The organism is Microcoleus sp. bin48.metabat.b7b8b9.023 (assembly GCF_013299185.1).
Taxonomy (GTDB): Bacteria; Cyanobacteriota; Cyanobacteriia; order Cyanobacteriales; family Microcoleaceae; genus Microcoleus.
Window position 1 is genome coordinate 79875 of record NZ_JAAFKG010000017.1, and the last position, 17208, is coordinate 97082.

The 17208-nt window shown below is 45.2% G+C and carries 15 protein-coding genes; 8 read left to right on the forward strand and 7 right to left on the reverse strand.

Going from position 1 to position 17208, the window contains the following annotated elements:
- Positions 1-28: 28 nt before the first annotated feature.
- Positions 29-1024 (reverse strand): DUF1822 family protein, encoded by a 996-nt coding sequence (locus QZW82_RS12455; protein WP_293148512.1) that lies wholly within the window; start codon positions 1022-1024, stop codon positions 29-31.
- Between the two features lie 262 nt (positions 1025-1286).
- On the opposite strand from QZW82_RS12455, the gene QZW82_RS12460 reads away from it, so the two are divergent.
- Positions 1287-1442 (forward strand): hypothetical protein, encoded by a 156-nt coding sequence (locus QZW82_RS12460; RefSeq protein WP_293148514.1) that lies wholly within the window; start codon positions 1287-1289, stop codon positions 1440-1442.
- Here the strand turns inward: QZW82_RS12460 and QZW82_RS12465 are convergent.
- A complete protein-coding gene (locus QZW82_RS12465; protein WP_293148516.1) occupies positions 1434-2387 on the reverse strand; it encodes a sigma-70 family RNA polymerase sigma factor in 954 nt (317 codons plus the stop codon). The genes QZW82_RS12460 and QZW82_RS12465 overlap by 9 nt on opposite strands.
- Positions 2388-2521: 134 nt before the next feature.
- Here QZW82_RS12465 and glgA point away from each other — a divergent pair, with 134 nt between their 5' ends.
- Both glgA and QZW82_RS12475 read left to right on the forward strand, forming a co-directional pair.
- Positions 2522-3997, forward strand: a complete 1476-nt coding sequence (gene glgA, locus QZW82_RS12470) for a glycogen synthase GlgA (RefSeq protein WP_293148518.1) — start codon at positions 2522-2524, stop codon at positions 3995-3997.
- Positions 3998-4323: 326 nt separating this feature from the next.
- Positions 4324-4695 (forward strand): DUF4342 domain-containing protein, encoded by a 372-nt coding sequence (locus QZW82_RS12475; protein ID WP_293148520.1) that lies wholly within the window; start codon positions 4324-4326, stop codon positions 4693-4695.
- Positions 4696-5228: 533 nt separating this feature from the next.
- On the opposite strand, the gene QZW82_RS12480 is transcribed toward QZW82_RS12475, so the two are convergent.
- Together QZW82_RS12480 and QZW82_RS12485 are read right to left on the reverse strand one after the other, a co-directional pair.
- Positions 5229-5579 (reverse strand): hypothetical protein, encoded by a 351-nt coding sequence (locus QZW82_RS12480; protein ID WP_293148522.1) that lies wholly within the window; start codon positions 5577-5579, stop codon positions 5229-5231.
- Positions 5580-5611: 32 nt separating this feature from the next.
- Complete coding sequence (locus tag QZW82_RS12485) at positions 5612-5785, reverse strand: hypothetical protein (protein ID WP_293148524.1); 174 nt, start codon at positions 5783-5785, stop codon at positions 5612-5614.
- A gap of 279 nt (positions 5786-6064) precedes the next feature.
- On the opposite strand from QZW82_RS12485, the gene QZW82_RS12490 reads away from it, so the two are divergent.
- The gene (locus QZW82_RS12490; RefSeq protein ID WP_293148525.1) at positions 6065-7957 is read left to right on the forward strand and encodes an AAA-like domain-containing protein; all 1893 of its coding nucleotides are present in this window, start codon (positions 6065-6067) and stop codon (positions 7955-7957) included.
- A gap of 763 nt (positions 7958-8720) precedes the next feature.
- On the opposite strand, the gene QZW82_RS12495 is transcribed toward QZW82_RS12490, so the two are convergent.
- Positions 8721-9467, reverse strand: a complete 747-nt coding sequence (locus QZW82_RS12495; RefSeq protein ID WP_293148527.1) for a 5-formyltetrahydrofolate cyclo-ligase — start codon at positions 9465-9467, stop codon at positions 8721-8723.
- A 115-nt stretch (positions 9468-9582) separates the two neighbouring features.
- Here QZW82_RS12495 and QZW82_RS12500 point away from each other — a divergent pair, with 115 nt between their 5' ends.
- Positions 9583-12390 (forward strand): AAA-like domain-containing protein, encoded by a 2808-nt coding sequence (locus tag QZW82_RS12500; protein WP_293148565.1) that lies wholly within the window; start codon positions 9583-9585, stop codon positions 12388-12390.
- A gap of 854 nt (positions 12391-13244) precedes the next feature.
- Here the strand turns inward: QZW82_RS12500 and QZW82_RS12505 are convergent.
- Entirely contained in the window at positions 13245-13709 is a 465-nt protein-coding gene (locus QZW82_RS12505) for a COP23 domain-containing protein (RefSeq protein WP_293148529.1), read from the reverse strand.
- 39 nt (positions 13710-13748) lie between these two features.
- On the reverse strand, positions 13749-14075 hold the full coding sequence (locus QZW82_RS12510; RefSeq protein ID WP_293148531.1) for a hypothetical protein: 327 nt from the start codon (positions 14073-14075) through the stop codon (positions 13749-13751).
- On the opposite strand from QZW82_RS12510, the gene QZW82_RS12515 reads away from it, so the two are divergent.
- From QZW82_RS12515 to sixA, 3 genes are all read left to right on the forward strand, one after another.
- Entirely contained in the window at positions 14075-14572 is a 498-nt protein-coding gene (locus tag QZW82_RS12515) for an HNH endonuclease (RefSeq protein ID WP_293148535.1), read from the forward strand. The two genes, QZW82_RS12510 and QZW82_RS12515, sit on opposite strands and share 1 nt — an antisense overlap.
- 234 nt (positions 14573-14806) lie before the next feature.
- Positions 14807-16063, forward strand: a complete 1257-nt coding sequence (locus QZW82_RS12520; RefSeq protein ID WP_293148537.1) for a bifunctional oligoribonuclease/PAP phosphatase NrnA — start codon at positions 14807-14809, stop codon at positions 16061-16063.
- A 595-nt stretch (positions 16064-16658) separates the two neighbouring features.
- Positions 16659-17153 carry a phosphohistidine phosphatase SixA gene (gene sixA, locus QZW82_RS12525; protein ID WP_293148539.1) on the forward strand — a complete coding sequence of 165 codons (495 nt, stop codon included), beginning with the start codon at positions 16659-16661 and terminating at the stop codon, positions 17151-17153.
- Positions 17154-17208: the final 55 nt, after the last annotated feature.

Here is a 17208-nt window from a genome sequence, read left to right on the forward strand (position 1 = left end):
CTGAACAGCTTGTAACCAGCGGGCAGATTTAAGCGACAAAATTCTCTGCTATACATATTTCTTTCAGTTTTACCACAACGCTGAAACATTCTCCGCGATCGGCAGCAAATTCCAGCGTCATGTAGCCGTTGTCTTTTTTGACGGCACAAGCTTCCATGACAGTGGTGCCTTCGGCGTCGATGAGTTTCAGAGTCAGGTTGAGTGGCAAGCTGTCTGCTCCGGCGATCGGATGCACCTGTACTTTAATATTAATATCACTATCAGTCGTTGGTGCGATCGCCACCAGCAAAGCTACAGATTCGGCGGGTACTCCTACACCCCTATCTAAATTAGGTTTTCCCCGAAAATAGTTGAGGGTTGTTGATACTGGTTCCGAGATATCTGGTGTCAGATGGATCGTCTTAGCCCGCACGACTGCGCTGCCGTAACGAAAAGCTAAACTAGGTTCTGGTGGCGCTAAAACTTCTGCTACAGACTGCCAACTGGCCTCGAAAATATTGTGCAGCCACTGACTGAGTTGTACAGCTTTTTTGCTTCGTTTCAGACTATCCAAATGTAGCAGCAATTTTTCAACACTTTGTAATTTGTCGATCGCCAACTCGCCAGCACTTGCAGTTGCCATAAATCCCAGCAAAGTAGCTTCTTGCCGCTGTGTATCGATTTCAACTGCCACTAAACCAATGCGATCGTCAGGTACTTCCAGCGGAATGTCACAAAACTTGCCAGACTTCACAGGGCGGCATTCCAAATAGCCAAATTGAGTTAATTTCAAATCTGCTGCATCGGTGTAAAGGCGCATGGCAGGGTTCCAACTATCGCTGGCTTTCAAATCTGTAGGAATATCCATCATTTCCATGTAATCTTTCACTGCACATACAGCTAAAGTGTTGAAATAAACTTGGTCTCTTTTTTCTGCTGTACTCAATCCTTTAATATTTGAAAAGTTCTCTGCCAGCCGCAGCGCTGCGGTGGTAATGGGCAGTGGAATAGATGATTGCCTGATATTGTTAAGGTTGCCATTCATCGGGATTCTCCTCTTTGAACTATAGTTTTATGATGAAAATTCAAAAACATACTTTTCTCTAGCCTTTCTCAGTTCAACAGTTGACAGTTGACAGTTGACAGTTGACAGTTTGAGAGCGATCTCTACCTATAAGGAAGAGGATTGGAGTAATGAATAGTCTGATTTTATTTTCTCCCTCAAAGGGTTACGGCTTTAAACCAATTCTTTCTGGTAAGTCAGTTACAGATAGTGGCTATTACTAATTACAAATTACCCAAGATTAATGGTTGTTAGCCCCCGCCATGAAAGACTGATTGTTTGGAAAACCAGGTTTAAATACTCGCCTAAAAAACCTCGCTGTCAACTGTCAACTGTCAACTGTCAACTGTCAACTGTCAACTGTCAACTGTCAACTGCCAACTGTCAACTGTTATTCTAGATATCCTTGCTTTTTGGCAAAATTTCGCAAGCGGGGCAAACACTCTCTTTTATAAAAGTTGGGCGCGGTTGACGGTGGCAAGTTAAATTCAAGAGCAATATTTTTCCAGGGAGTCTCCGGGGGAAGACGCTTCAAAATTAAGATTTGGCAAGTGACATCGGGGCGTTCTTTGATGTAAACGCTTCTTAACTCTCCCTCTATATCTGCCAGCACCCATTTTTTAGTCTCTTCTAGAATAACTAGCGGACTGTCAGAATGAGTCGGCGGATTTTCGACATTATTTATCGGGTTAATTAGTTCTGAATCGTCTAAATTTGTCGGGAAAATAACTCTATTTTGATCCTTTGCTTCTTCGATACAAAAGTCTCTCAGCCGCATCATGAGATAGTTGCCTAGCCAAGTAATGAGACTGGCTCGATTCGGATCGAAAATTCTTGTGGTGTTCTCTTCGCAAACGCAAACATTGCGACAAAAATACACCCAAGTTTGCTGTAGGGCATCGTTATAATGAGGCGTGTTTTCTTGCCAAAGTTTGCCGGATCTCACGATCAGCCTCACTATCTCGCTGAGTTTTTGCCGTCGCATCAAGCTTTTGGGCGGATGCGAACAGGCTTCAGCAACTAGCTGTTTGAGTTGTTGGTTTAAATTGTTCTCCCTATTGTTGGTGTCGGGCATCGGCGAGGGCCTCCTGAAGAGTCTCTGGATGAATGCTAGACACGGCATTTGCTGGTTGAGTTTCCACAATAGAATCGCTGAGTTGATGTTTGGTAGCCAAACAAGTGTTGTCTGATAATCAGTTATCAGCATCCTGCGAGAAATTTTCGCGAAAATTCCACAAAAATTTTTGAAATATTTAGTTGACAAATGCGATCGAATAAGGTAAAAGTCGATTTTTGAGGCTGTGCCGCGGATGTGTCCTTTGTCTTCTGTGCGTTTGTGGGCCACAGCCCCGAATTCTGCTAGCCGGAAGCGCGATCGCCCTTTTATGTCTAACGAGCGACTTGCTTATTTGGCGAGAAATCATATACTTTGTCAAGTTAAGAAAATATTTTTTGATTCAGCCAGGAGTAAGCAAAAAAATGTACATCGTACAAATTGCCTCAGAGTGCGCCCCCGTCATCAAAGCAGGCGGTTTGGGGGACGTAGTTTATGGGTTGAGTCGGGAGTTGCAGAATTCCGGCCACGCCGTCGAGATTATTCTGCCCAAGTATGACTGCATGAGGTACGACCACATTTGGGGGCTGCACGATGCGTATCGGGATTTGGCGGTGCCCTGGTACGGTGGCGAAATCCTTTGCGATGTGTACTGCGGCTGGGTGCATGGGGTGTTGTGTTTTTTCATCGAACCTCGATCGCAAGATAACTTTTTTAACCGCGGCTGTTATTACGGTTGCAATGATGACAATATGCGGTTTGCGTTTTTTAGCAAAGCTGCTTTAGAATTTTTGCTAAGAAGCAACAAGCGCCCGGATGTGATTCACTGTCACGATTGGCAAACTGGCTTGGTTCCAGTCATGCTGTTTGAAATTTACAAATACAATTGGATGGAAAATCAGCGAGTCTGCTATACCATTCACAATTTCAAACATCAAGGCATGGGCGGAAGTGAGATTTTGCAAGCAACGGGTTTGAATCGAGATGAGTATTATTTTCAGTACGATCGCCTGCGAGATAATTTTAACCCCTTTGCCATCAACTTTATGAAAGGTGGCATTGTGTACTCGAACTTTGTGACGACGGTTTCGCCGCACCACGCTTGGGAAGCTCACGTCGGCGAGTTCGGCTACGGTTTGGGCCACACTTTGCATATATATCAAGACAAATTTCGCGGGGTGCTCAACGGCATCGATTACGACGTGTGGAATCCCGAGAGCGATCGCTATATTCCGCAACACTACACTCAGGAGGATTTGGCAGGAAAAGCCGAAACTAAAACAGCTTTGCGCGATCGGCTGTTAATGCGCGATGCTGACAAGCCTCTGATTACCTTTATCGGTCGTTTGGACGACCAAAAAGGCGTTCACCTCGTCCACCATGCAATTTATTACTGTCTGAGCAAAGGCGCGCAATTCGTACTTTTGGGTTCGGCGACGGAAGCGGGAATTAACGCGCATTTCCAGCACGAAAAATGGGTTTTAAATGACAATCCCGACTGCCATTTGGAACTCGGTTTTAATGAGGAACTGTCGCACTTAATTTACGCGGGTGCGGATATGATTGTGGTGCCGAGCAATTACGAACCCTGCGGGCTGACTCAGATGATCGGGTTGCGGTACGGTACGGTGCCTGTGGTGCGGGGCGTGGGCGGTTTGGTGAATACGGTGTTCGATCGCGATTACGACACCAACCACTTACCCGAAGAGCGCAACGGCTACGTATTTCACCAAACAGACTACTACGCTTTAGAGTCGGCGCTCGATCGGGCGATCGGATTGTGGTATGACTATCATGATGACTTTGAAAAGCTGATGATTCAAGGTATGAATTGCGATAATTCGTGGAAATATCCAGCTAAAGACTATGTGGAAATTTACGAGCTAATTCGGCACAAATAAGTTAGTCATTGGTCATTAGTCATTAGTCATTAGTCATTAGTCATTGGTCATTGGTCATTAGTCATTGGTCATTTGTCAACTGATTAACGCTGTCAACTGTCAACTGTCAACTGATTAACGCTGTCAACTGATTAACGCTGTCAACTGTCAACTGTCAACTGTCAACTGATTAACGCTGTCCACAGAGATAATGTTTTGGGTGAAAAGGCGGGGGCGGAAAGTACGAATGCAGCTTGTAGGGTTTTCTTGCCTGTCGGTGCGAAGTGCGATCGCACAAGATAGAAGTATAGAAATTAAACGGCTGGTGTTCGCCCGCCCTACACAAAATGAACTCACAACAACTAGAACAACAAGTAACAATCCTCCAAGACGAAGCAGCAGCCGGAAATTCAGCTAACCCAACAGTTGAAACTCCTTTATTCACCTCAGAGTTCGTAACAGAGGAAAAAGTTAGAGTGGAAGAATTTAAGATTAGCGCCGACAGTTTAATTGGTAAAGTCAAAGAACTAATTGAGCAAGGAAAACTCCGCCGCCTCGTCATCAAAAACTCAGAAGGGCGGATTTTAGCAGACATTCCGCTGATGGCGGGATTGGTAGGTGGCGTTGCAGGGAGTGTAGTCTTTCCAATTGCTGCTGTATTGGCAACAGTTGGGGCAGTTGTCGCTCATTTGAGTGTGGTTATCGAGCGAAAAGAGTAGTAAAGGTACGTAGTTGCGCTTGGGCGCTCTTCTCTTATATATTCAAAAGAGCGCTGAAGCGCAACAACATACCAGAGTCATAAAAGGTACGTAGTTGCGCTTAAGCGCTCTTCTCTTATATATTCAAAAGAGCGCTGAAGCGCAACAACATACCAGAGTCATAAAAGGTACGTAGTTGCGCTTAAGCGCTCTTCTCTTATATATTCAAAAGAGCGCTGAAGTGCAACAACATACCAGAGTCATAAAAGGTACGTAGTTGCGCTTAAGCGCTCTTCTCTTATATATTCAAAAGAGCGCTGAAGCGCAACAACATACCAGAGTTATAAAAGGTACGTAGTTGCGCTTTAAAAGAGCCCCCAAGCGCAACTACATACGCCTGCACCCGTAATTTTTATTATTTTCTTTGAGAATATTTGGTTGCCGGGAATTATATTGCATCCGGTTATATTAAACCTGTTTATTCTCGTCTTGCGTAGATCGGAAAGTTCATTCAGTCGGGAATTATTGTTTCCTCGGCGCGAGTTGTATTTGTGTTAGAGTACAAATTCTAGTTGTGCGATCGCGCGATTTCTGGCATCTTCGATGGAGTCGATCGCACTTTTGGCAAAAACTTGGCTTTTGGCAACAAATCGGCGATCGTTCAAATGGTCGTAAGCTTCCCAATTACCGCTAACTTCGCGATCGTGCCACAGAAACCAGCCGCGGTAGATTTCCCCGCTATCAATATCATCGCACAGCACCAGCCAATCATCACCCGTGAGAGCGCTGTTATCTAAGGCTACCAATTCAACCCACGCTAATGCAGTGCAGGCATCGATCGCATCAGCATCAACGGAGTTAGATTCTGTAGCGGTAGATTGTGGCGAGCAAAGTGTAGACTTCATAAATTCTCCTGAATGAAATAAATGGATTTATGCTATTTATGCAACTGATGGGGGACAGCAATTGGAAAAATCGTATTCTGATGAATTTGCGGTTGGTCAAATTTACCAGCGGCCGATGCTTCTGTTAAATTATTAAGTGTATTAATTGTCACAATTGAAGCAGTTCCTAAGGCGGCCATTGCCAATCGGTGTAGAATTTTGTTCATGGTGATGCTCCTGGGTTTTCCTTGATGTATCTACTCTAAAAAAAATCAGTGGTTGCTCGCAGGGGAGATTGGGGAGTTAAGATTTTTTTTTCTTTTCAAATATATTCACAGGTTGAAGCCGTTATCAGGACAGAGTTTGAGAAAGTCGATCGCCTAAAAACCCTCTACAAGTAAAATTACTTAAATTCCGGCGGGCTGACTATCTCCCTTAAAATCGCTTAAAATAGGAACTTAAGGTGTTAAAGTTCCTAGATTCCTTCCCATTTCAGTGCAACAGAAGTGCTCAAGTCAAAACGCGATCGCGGTCGAATTCTCACAGCCCCTGGCTTAAAGAAACTTAATGAGGCGCTCCAAGAATGGTCTGACCGATATAACATTAGAGGTACTCTGACGGAAATCGAGGCCGAGTCGGGCGTTGGCGCGGATACAGTCAGCAAAATTAAGCAGGGTAGAGAAGGTGCGGATCTCAGCAAACTGCGACAGTTGTTCGCGGCGTTTGAGCTGACTCTGACGAATGGCGACCATCGATCGGCTAAACTAGACGATGCCGAAGATGTCGCTGAGTCGGACAATTTACCCGTTGCCAGGGAAACCGCCAGCAGCAGCAACAGAAGTGTTAAAGTATTTGTGAGTTATCGCAGCGCCGAACCCGATCGCGAGTTGGGAAAACAGTTGGAAACGGCCTTAAGTGCGATCGGTCATACAGTCTTCACCGCCGAAAATAACATTAGATTGGGAGATAATTGGTTCGATCGCATAAACTACTTCCTCAAAGAATGCGATTATTTGCTATTGCTATTGCCGCCAACAGTCAGCCAAAGCGAACTGCTAACCTATCAAGTCCAGCAAGCCAAAGAACTGCAAGACTCTCGCCCTGACAAGAAACCAATAATTTTACCGATTCGCGTCGGTTTTCCCTTGAACGTACCTCTAAACCACGATTTGCGGGGCTATCTGTACCGAATCGAACAGAGGGAATGGCAAAAGGACGGCGACACTCCAATTTTGATCGAAGAAGTGTTGAAATTGCTAGCAGAAACTCCCGCACCAGTCAAAGAACAACCGGAAGATTTAACAACAAAACAAATATTAGAAATTAGTAGCGACGAAATACCTCTACCCGCCGCCGAACCGGAATTACCGGGAGGACAAGTCGATGTCGCTTCTCAATTTTATGTAGAACGCCCGCCCATAGAAGAACGCTGCTATCAAACTATTGTACAGCCCAGCGCCTTAATTAGAATCAAAGCACCGAGGCAAATGGGCAAAACATCCTTAATGGCAAGAATTTTGCATCACGGAGCCCGTCAAGGTTATTGCACAGTGCCGCTAACTTTTCAGTTAGTAGATAAAAGTGTATTCGCCAACTTAGATAAATTCTTAAAATGGTTTTGCGCTTACGTCGGGCGCGAATTGCACTTAGCCAATCAATTAGAGGATTATTGGGACGATATTTTTGGCAGCAAAGTCAACTGCAAAGATTACTTTGAGAAATACATCTTACCCCAAATCGACAGTCCTCTAATTTTAGGATTAGACGAGATCGATCGCGTTTTCCAATATCCCGACATAGCCGAAGACTTTTTGGGACTGCTGCGGGCGTGGCACGAAGAATCGAAGCGGCGGGATATCTGGAAAAAACTGCGGTTAATTGTGGTTCACTCCACCGAAGTTTACATCCCCATGAATATCAATCAATCGCCCTTCAATGTCGGCTTACCCGTAGATTTGCCCGAATTCAACGCTGGGCAAATCCAAGATTTAGCAGCGCGGCACAATTTAAGTTGGTCAGATGCCGAAGTTGAGCAACTGATGGCAATTGTGGGCGGTCATCCATATTTAGTGCGAGTTGCATTATATCACATTTCGCGAGGTGATTTGACACTTGATGAATTAAAAGAAAGTGCGTTAGCGAAGCCCTCGAAGAGGATCGCCGATGCGGGAATTTACAGCGACCATTTGCGCCGCCAACTGTGGAATTTAGAAGAATATCCAGAATTAGCTGCGGGGATGAGAGAGATTGCGGCGGCGGATTCTGGGGTGCAATTAAAGGCGATTCAGGCGTTTAAGTTGGACAGTTTGGGGTTGGTGAAATTGCAGGGAAACGAGTGCGTGCCTAGGTGCGAGTTGTACCGACAATATTTTCGATCGCACTTGAGCGCGATCGGGTAAAATATTGAGCGATTAGGTATCATATAATTCCAGATATTGTAGGGGCGGGTTCACCGACAATAATTGCCTAAAACCGACAAACTCATAAACCCACCCCCACCAAACTGGTATCATATAATTCCAGGTATTGTAGGGGCGGGTTCACCAATAATAATTGCCTAAAACCGACAAACTCATAAACCCGCCCCCACCAAACGACAAATCATAATCTACATTTTTTTAGATTCAAAAATCCCATGAACGATCTTTTTTTGATAACTTCCGACAATTGGCTAGATTGGATAACCGTGTTTGGCTATCTAGGTTTTACTGTTTTCGTTATGTGGCGCATTTTGGCTGCGAAGTAGATATATTATAAAATTACCTTCTTCTTCCTTCTTCGCGTCCTTCGCGCCTTCGCGGTTCGTTTAAGTTGTATGCTATGTCATATCGTTGACTTTTGTATTGGAATGATTTAACCACAGAGACCGCAGAGAACACAGAGAGATCGGAGAGATGAATACGGGATGATGCTTTAGTCAAAATAATTGAAAGTTATAAAATGTTATCTGAAATTATCTTCTTCCTCTTGTTTCTTTCCTTCTTCGCGTCCTTAGCGCCTTCGCGGTTCGTTTAAGTTGTATGGTATATCATATCGTTGACTTTTGTATTGGAATGATTTAACCACAGAGAGCGCAGAGAGCACAGAGGGAGATCCCAGAGATGAATACGGGATGATGCTTTAGTAGAAATTATTGAGAGTTATAAATTAAGGTAATTAAATTTACTCTTGCTCTCTCAACTTTCGCAAAATCGGAATTTGTTCCAACTGTTCCGATCGCAAACTATCCCAGTTTAACCCAGTTGGACGCGGATAACTCGTATTAGTCTCAATTACCTCGTCAGCAGTCACAATCCAATTCAGCGCCCAATCGTGAGCCTGCATCGGCAAACGCGAATCTTCTACAATTTGCAAAGGATGCACTGTTGTCACAATCGGCGTATCGATTTCTACTAACCCGAATTCTGTCAGCATCGCCAACTCCAAATCGGCAAATCCTGCACCTTTGCCGGTTCTTCCCCCGTTGCGCGTCACGGCTACACAGCCGACTATTGCTAAGTCGATCGCCTCCATTTCTGCAAAACTGACCAATTTTCCGCAACTGAGGGCTTTACGGGCGATCGCACTTTCGGCAATAGATACACTTTGTCTCTGCAAATCCTCGGCTGTTAACTCCACAAAACAGCGATCGTCTGTTAAGCGCGGTACAGCCATATACAGGCGTTTTCCGTCTTGCAAAGCCCGCATCCGCACTGGAATTTGCGCCGCATCGGGATTGCATTTAATCGTTTTCGCCTGTTGCCAAATCGGTAAACTCGCCAATTTTTCAGCCGCCAACTCGGCACCGACAAAATTGGGAATATGACCAAAAGAATCGCCAACAGATGCGGTTTGATCTTTCAGTAAAGACCAAATTTCCGTCCTTAACTTATCTTTGTCGTGGTGATATCCAATCCAATCTGTTTTCATGCTATATTATGGTACAATATATCATCCAAAATTTTAATTACATTCCTCAGTCGGCGAAGGCCGACTTCGTTCGTGTAGACGCGGTTTCAACCGCCGAATGAATTAAATGAATTATATGAATTTTACCGCAAAACCCAGTTACTATCAAGTCGGTGGCAGTCTGACAAATAACGCTCCGAATTATGTGAAGCGTCAAGCAGACGACGACTTTTATAACGGATTGAAGGCGGGGGAGTTTTGCTATGTTTTGAATTCCCGCCAAATGGGCAAATCTAGCTTGCAGGTGCGGACAATTCAGCGACTGAGAAATGAGGGAATTGCTTGTGCTGCGATCGACATTTCGGAAATTGGCAACCGCGGCGTGACTCCCGAACAGTGGTATGCTGGGTTGCTACGCATTCTCGAAAATAACTTTAATCTGTCGGATATTGTCAACGTGCGGACTTGGTGGCGCGATCGCAATTTTTTAACTCCGGTGCAAAGATTGAGCGAATTCATCGAAACCGTACTGTTAGCCAATATTTCCACCAATATTGTGATTTTTATCGACGAAATCGACAGCATTCTCGCCCTGGATTTTCCCGCCGATGATTTCCTAGCCCTAATTCGATCGTGCTACAACAAGCGCGCCAATAACTCGGAGTTCGATCGCCTAACGTGGGCTCTCCTAGGTGTAGCATCGCCGACGGATTTGTGCCGCGACAAGAATCTGGGCAGCAACACGCCTTTTAATATCGGTAGGGCGATCGAATTAACTGGTTTTGATGAAACAGAAGCTCAACCGCTAGCAGCGGGGTTGGCAGAGCTGACAGACCGCTCTGCTGAAGTTTTGAGAGAGGTTTTGTATTGGACGGGCGGGCAACCGTTTTTGACTCAAAAGTTGTGCAAACTGCTGTTTGAAAATGCACATTTAACCCCGGATTTACCCCCCCCAGCCCCCCCTTGTCAAGGGGGGGAGCAAGAGCGCATTCAAAATCCCTTTGAAAATGCACCCCCCCCAGCCCCCCCTTGTCAAGGGGGGGAGCAAGAGCGAGTCAATAATCCGCGAGAATGGGTTGAGGAAGTGGTACGGTTGAAGATTGTTGATAATTGGGAATCTCAGGATGTGCCCGAACATTTGTCCACAATTCGCGATCGGCTTTTTCGAGAAAACCAGCGGATTGTCAGAAGACTCGGATTGTACCAGCAAATTTTACAGCAAGTTGAAATCGTCCCCGATGGTAGTGCGGAACAAATGGAATTGCGATTAAGCGGATTAATCGTCAAGCGCCGGGACAAATTAACTATTTCTAATCCTATTTATCAAGCTGTATTTAACAAAGACTTAATCGCCAAAAACTTAGAAAAACTCTTACCTTACTCGGAATCTATCAAAGTCTGGCTGAATTCAAACTCTCAAGATGACTCCCAACTGTTGCGAGGCGAAGATTTGCAATCAGCATTGGTTTGGGCGGCAGACAAAAGTTTGAGAAACGAAGACTTTCAATTTTTGACAGCCAGCCAAAAACTGATTTTGAGCGACCAAAATCAACTGCTGCTGGCAGCTAAACTAGAAACCCAAACAGCGACGCGCGATGCCGAAACAGCTTTGGGTGAAGCTAAAGCAGCCAAGCAAAAAGCCCAACAGTGGATCGGCATCGGTTCGGCGGTACTCGTTGGATCGTTGATTGGGGCGATCGGCTTTTCAACTCTCGCTTACCAGCGGTTTAAACTAGCACAAGCCAGTATTGAAATCGAACAAAATGGCAGCGATGCTTTACTATTGGCGGTATCTCAAAAAAACGAGAACAGCGAAGCTTTATCGGAAGCTTTGCTGAGGGCGATCGCCTCTGGGAAAAAATTAAGAACATTTGTTGAAAACAAACAACATCTCGAACAATATCCTGCAACTAGACCGCTGTTAGCCTTACAAGTTATTCTTGACGAAATTAGCAAAAAACAGCAGATTAAAGCACCATCACTTCCACCAAGAAAGATGAATTGGCAAGCTCATACAGGTGCTGTTACCAGCATCTGTTTCAGCCCTGACGGTAAAATTTTGGCAACCGCAGGAATAGACGATAGAGTAAGAATTTGGAACTTTTACGGGCAGAAAGTTGCTGAATGGAAAGCTTTACAGCAGTCAGTGAATATGGTAAGCTTTAGCCCAGATGGTAAATTTTTAGCGACTGCCGGAAGCGATAGCACAGTTAAGTTCTGGAATTTGTCAGGGAAAAAGATTTCTCAGTTGAAAGGAATTGAAGGCTCTGTTAACAGTATTAGTTTTAGTCCGACAGAAAAGTTATTTGCAGCAGCAGGAATCGATAGCAGTTCGGCAATTTGGAACTTGTCAAAACTCTCAAAAGTAATCTCATCTAGCATAAAGCTTCCCGGTCACAATGGTTTAGTGAGAAGCGTTAATTTTAGCCCCAGCGGCGATTTTTTGACGACTTTAGACGGAAAATCTACGGTGCGAGTTTGGGATTTGTCGGGAAAACTGGAAAAAACGCTGCCGGTGCAAGCAATTGGTATCAGTTTCAGTCCAGATCGACAGCAGTATCGCTTTGCTACAGTAACATTAAATGGCAAGGTCGGGCTGTGGAATCTGTCAGCCAAAGAATTAGTTAGTGAATTTGAAACCTTGCATTTAGATGCCAAATTAATTAGTTTTAGTCCCGACGGAGAAAGGCTGGCTACTGTGGGAATTGATAAGACTGTGCGGCTGTGGAATTTAGCGGGGCGCCCGGTTGCTCAATTTACCTTTGAGGAGAATGTTGTTAGTGTCGGTTGGAGTGGAGATGGAAAGCAAATTGCTGTAGCTGGAAGCAATGGTACTGTCTGGTTGAGGCAGGTTGAAGGGTTGGAAGAATTGTTGAAGCAAAGCTGCGATTTTCTCAGCAGTCAACCGGAGTATTTGAGAAGGGTTTCTACTATCTGCAAGTAAGGTGTACAATGCGCCAATTGGTTTGTAGTGAGGACTTTAGTCCTTCCCTTTCAAAATCAGAGGACTAAAGTCCTCACTACAAACCTGCCAATTAGTTCGTAGTGAGGACTTTAGTCCTTCCTCTTTAAAATCGGAGGACTAAAGTCCTTACTACAAACCTGCCAATTAGTTCGTAGTGAGGACTTTAGTCCTTCCCTTTCAAAATCAGAGGACTAAAGTCCTTACTACAAACCTGCCAATTAGTTCGTAGTGAGGACTTTAGTCCTTCCCTTTCAAAATCAGAGGACTAAAGTCCTTACTACAAACCTGCCAATTAGTTCGTAGTGAGGACTTTAGTCCTTCCCTTTCAAAATCAGAGGACTAAAGTCCTTACTACAAACCTGCCAATTAGTTCGTAGTGAGGACTTTAGTCCTTCCCTTTCAAAATCAGAGGACTAAAGTCCTTACTACAAACCTGCCAATTAGTTCGTAGTGAGGACTTTAGTCCTTCCCTTTCAAAATCAGAGGACTAAAGTCCTTACTACAAACCTGCCAATTAGTTCGTAGTGAGGACTTTAGTCCTTCCCTTTCAAAATCAGAGGACTAAAGTCCTTACTACAAACCTGCCAATTAGTTCGTAGTGAGGACTTTAGTCCTTCCCTTTCAAAATCAGAGGACTAAAGTCCTTACTACAAACCTGCCAATTAGTTCGTAGTGAGGACTTTAGTCCTTCCCTTTCAAAATCAGAGGACTAAAGTCCTCACTACAAACCTGCCAATTAGTTCGTAGTGAGGACTTTAGTCCTTCCTCTTTAAAATCGGAGGACTAAAGTCCTTACTACAAACCTGAATTACGGGTTGGGTAACTGATAAATATCAATTTACCTTGACAGGCGAAACACTTACATTAGGATTTTTCACTCTTCTTAAAAGTTCTTGTCTGGCTTGTTCGGGATTTTGCCCTTTTGGGACTTGATATAATAATCTACAGGAACCGTCTTGAGGATTAGCTGCACAAATAATTAGTTGACCGCTGCCAGATGCACCTGCTGTGAGAATATTGTCCCAGCTTCCTTGGCCTTGCGAGTTGTTGAGAATTCCCGAGACTCGGGTGCAGCGAGTAATGGCGTCTTCTCCTGATTCATTGAAATAGTTATCAGCTACCCACAGAATAACGGGAATATTTTTGCCTTGTTGGACAGCAATTGTGGCCGGGCGGCCACCAGCAGCGCCACAGAAAAATGACGGAGTTTGGGCAAAAGCCTGACTGTTTGCTAAAATCGGAGCTGCAATGGCAATAATTGACACACTAAAAGCTGACTTTAAAAGCCGAAATTTCATGGGCGGTAATAAGCTTTTTCATTTATGGTTACTAATACTCTAAAAAGTTAGACTGCTGCTTGCCGGGAAGATTAGGCATTTAGGGAAAAAAATAAAAATTATTCTGTCAAGTTTTGCCGTAAGCGTTGCCCGGGCGAGACGATCGCCCATACTACCATTATCCAGACCAAAACCCACGGAAAATCCCTCGCTGACAAAGGCTGTGGCAAAAAATAGGTGCGATCGCAGGGGCTCGATCGCGAAGGTATAGGGTAAAGGTAAGGTTCTTAGCCGTTTTTGGCGATCGCCCCGTCCTTCCTCAGTCCGCCCCCCTAAATGGGAACCTGTGTTAGCATCAATAAAAATCTTCTCTTTAATAATCAACAATGGGCAATGTTCTGGTGCTGAATGCCTCCTACGAACCGCTCAACATCACCAATTGGCGAAGAGCGGTAGTTTTGTTGCTGAAAGGAAAAGCAGAACAGGTAGAACATAACGGGAAATTTATTGCGCCAAACTTCCCGCTACCAACTGTGATTCGACTGCGGCATTACGTCCGAGTTCCCTATAAGGATATTCCGCTTACCCGCCGGAACATCTTGCACCGTGACGCCCACTCTTGTCAATACTGTGGCTACACCGGGGACGATTTGACCCTGGATCACGTCATTCCCCGATCGCGCGGGGGAGGCGAAAGTTGGGAAAACCTCGCTACCGCCTGCGTGCGCTGCAATGTCAATAAAGGCAGTCGCACCCCGAAAGAAGCAGGAATGCTGCTGCGGTATCCGCCCAGGAAACCTCACAGCGGTCTTTATTTTGAAGTGACTAGGCACGTTAAGAGTGGTATGCACCAAGAATGGCAAAAATATGTAATCGGCCTTTGAAACCCCTGTCGCAAGAAAGCGCGGGGGTTTTTTGCGGAAGTTTTGAGTTGCAGGCGTGGCGCCATGAGTGCGTCGGGCCAATAGTTTTGAGTTGAAAAGTTAAATAGTAAAGACTCTTAACTCCGGTTTCTGTTAAGGAATATTGGGTTTGACAGCGCGGCATCTACAAAGAAACCGGGTTTAATTGGTTTTGGCGCGCAAATCCTGAAAGAATTAAATTGTGTATTTTTAACAATGAAAGACCACCAGCCTACCAATTCAGATGAAGTATCTGACAACCACGAAGCTGAGGTTGTACCATCCGCGAGTGTACCTGGGAAACGGCGCAGCAAAGCCGAAGTTGCTTCGGAAGACGATCGCGCCAGTCTGCGCGGGGAATTACTCGATCGCAAAATCGAGCAATTGCGCCAAATGTTCGATCGGCACAGAGGCGATCGCCAGTTAATATTATTGCAAGATTTTCCCGACCCCGACGCACTTTCGAGCGCTTGGGCTTACAAATTAATCGCCGAACAGTACGATATTCAATGCGAGATTATCTACGCCGGCGCCCTCAGCCACCAAGAAAATATTGCCTTAGTTAAATTGACAGGCTTACCGTTGCAGCGGTGGACGCTGGAAACGACAAAAACGAAGGATTTGTCGGCGTATCAGGGCTGCGTTTTTATCGACAACCAAGGCACGACTTGTAACTTAACTGAGTTTATTTTAGGGGCAGGAGTGCCGATCGCAGCAGTAATCGACCACCACAGTTTGCAGGGGGAAATGAACGCAGAATTTACGGATTTGCGTCCGGATATCCGCGCTACAGCCACGATTTTTACCGAGTATTTGCAGGCTGGAATGGTGGCTTTTGACGGTAGTGTCAGCCAGCACGTCAAGTGTGCTACGGCTTTGATGCACGGTTTGCGATCGGATACCAATGCCCTCAGACAAGCACAGGAGGAGGACTTTTTAGCTGCGGCTTATTTGAGCCGATTTTATGACCCGCAGTTGCTGAATGCGGTGTTACAGTCCTCTCGTTCTAAATGGGTGATGGATGCGATCGAGCGATCGCTCAAACACCGCATCGTCAAGAACAATTTCTCGATCGCGGGCATCGGCTACCTCCGCTATGACGATCGCGATTCCATTCCCCAAGCAGCGGACTTTTTGGTAACAGAAGAGAACGTACATACAGCCGTTGTCTACGCAATTGTGCACGACAAAGACGAAGAAATCGAAGTAGTAATCGGATCGCTGCGAACGAACAAACTGACTCTTGACCCCGATGAATTTATTAAAGAAGCCTTCGGTCAAGATGCTCAAGGACGCTTTTTTGGCGGTGGCAGAAGTCAAGCGGGCGGTTTTGAAATTCCGGTAGGATTTCTTTCAGGTGGAAATGAGAATAGCGATTATGCAAGGCACAAATGGGAAGTATTCGATTCTCAAATTAAGCAAAAATTAATGAGTTTAATTAGTCCTACCGATAATCCAGTTTACGATCGTTAAAGTTTGTATAGCCTTTCTCTCCAAGACTAAGGTACGTTGTTGGGCTTCAGCCCTCTGGTGGTGATGCTACACTCAGCTCGCGGAAACACCAAAAACTCCAATAACAGTCATACTTCATCTTTTTGAGAAGGTACGTTGTTGGGCTTGAGCCTCCTTGTGGTGATGGTACACTCAGCTCGCCGACGCAGCAAAAACTTCAATAATACTCATACTTCATCTTTTTGAAAAAGTTTATAGCCCTTCTCAAAAAGAAGAAGTATGTCTAATCATGGGTGATTGCTAATTGCTAATCGATATTCACTAAATGAACAAATAGTTATATAAGATATCCCTCGAAAGTTTTTGTCGGATTATCGCTAAAGAATTCGGTTTATTCATATTTTTTATACAAAAAAAGTACGTTGTTGCGCTTTAGCGCTCTATTTTAGACTAATAGAGCGCTAAAGCGCAACAACGTACCTTTAACGTACTTTTGAAGTAAACCTGACGACAGCGCAGGATTGTAAGGCAGTTGTACAATGAATAGGGCGAAAATGCGATCGCACCAAATCTCAAAAAAAGTGCGATCGCAAAACTATCAAAAAGGACAGCGACAGTGCATCTCTACCTAGTCCGTCACGGCATCGCAGCGGAACCCGAAGAATATGATACAGACGAGGAACGGCCCCTAACTAAAGAGGGCGATCGTAAAACCCGAAAAATCGCCCAGCGGCTGTACGAGATCGAAATTCAGTTCGATCTGATTCTTACCAGTCCCCTACTGCGCGCCACACAAACCGCCCAAATCCTGCTGTCAGCGGGTCTGAGTTCCCAAATAGAAGAATCCATCCCCCTCGCACCTTCAGGAGACATCGGGGACTGGCTGAGGTGGTACAAGCAGTGGCAGGAAACAGGGAACCGCAGCTTGGCCCTAGTGGGCCACCAACCAGATTTGGGCAATTGGGCTGAAACTTTACTTTGGGGTCGATCGCACGACGCGCTGATTGTCAAAAAAGCAGGTATCATCGGCTTAATTCTCCCCGAAACTGGCTCCCCAGTCGGCCGCAGCCAAATGTTCTGGCTGACTGGGCCCAAGTTTTTGCTCTCCTAGAAACGGCGAATCGCCCTCTTAAACCCAGATTTTCGGGCGCAGAAAGCGGGTGGGA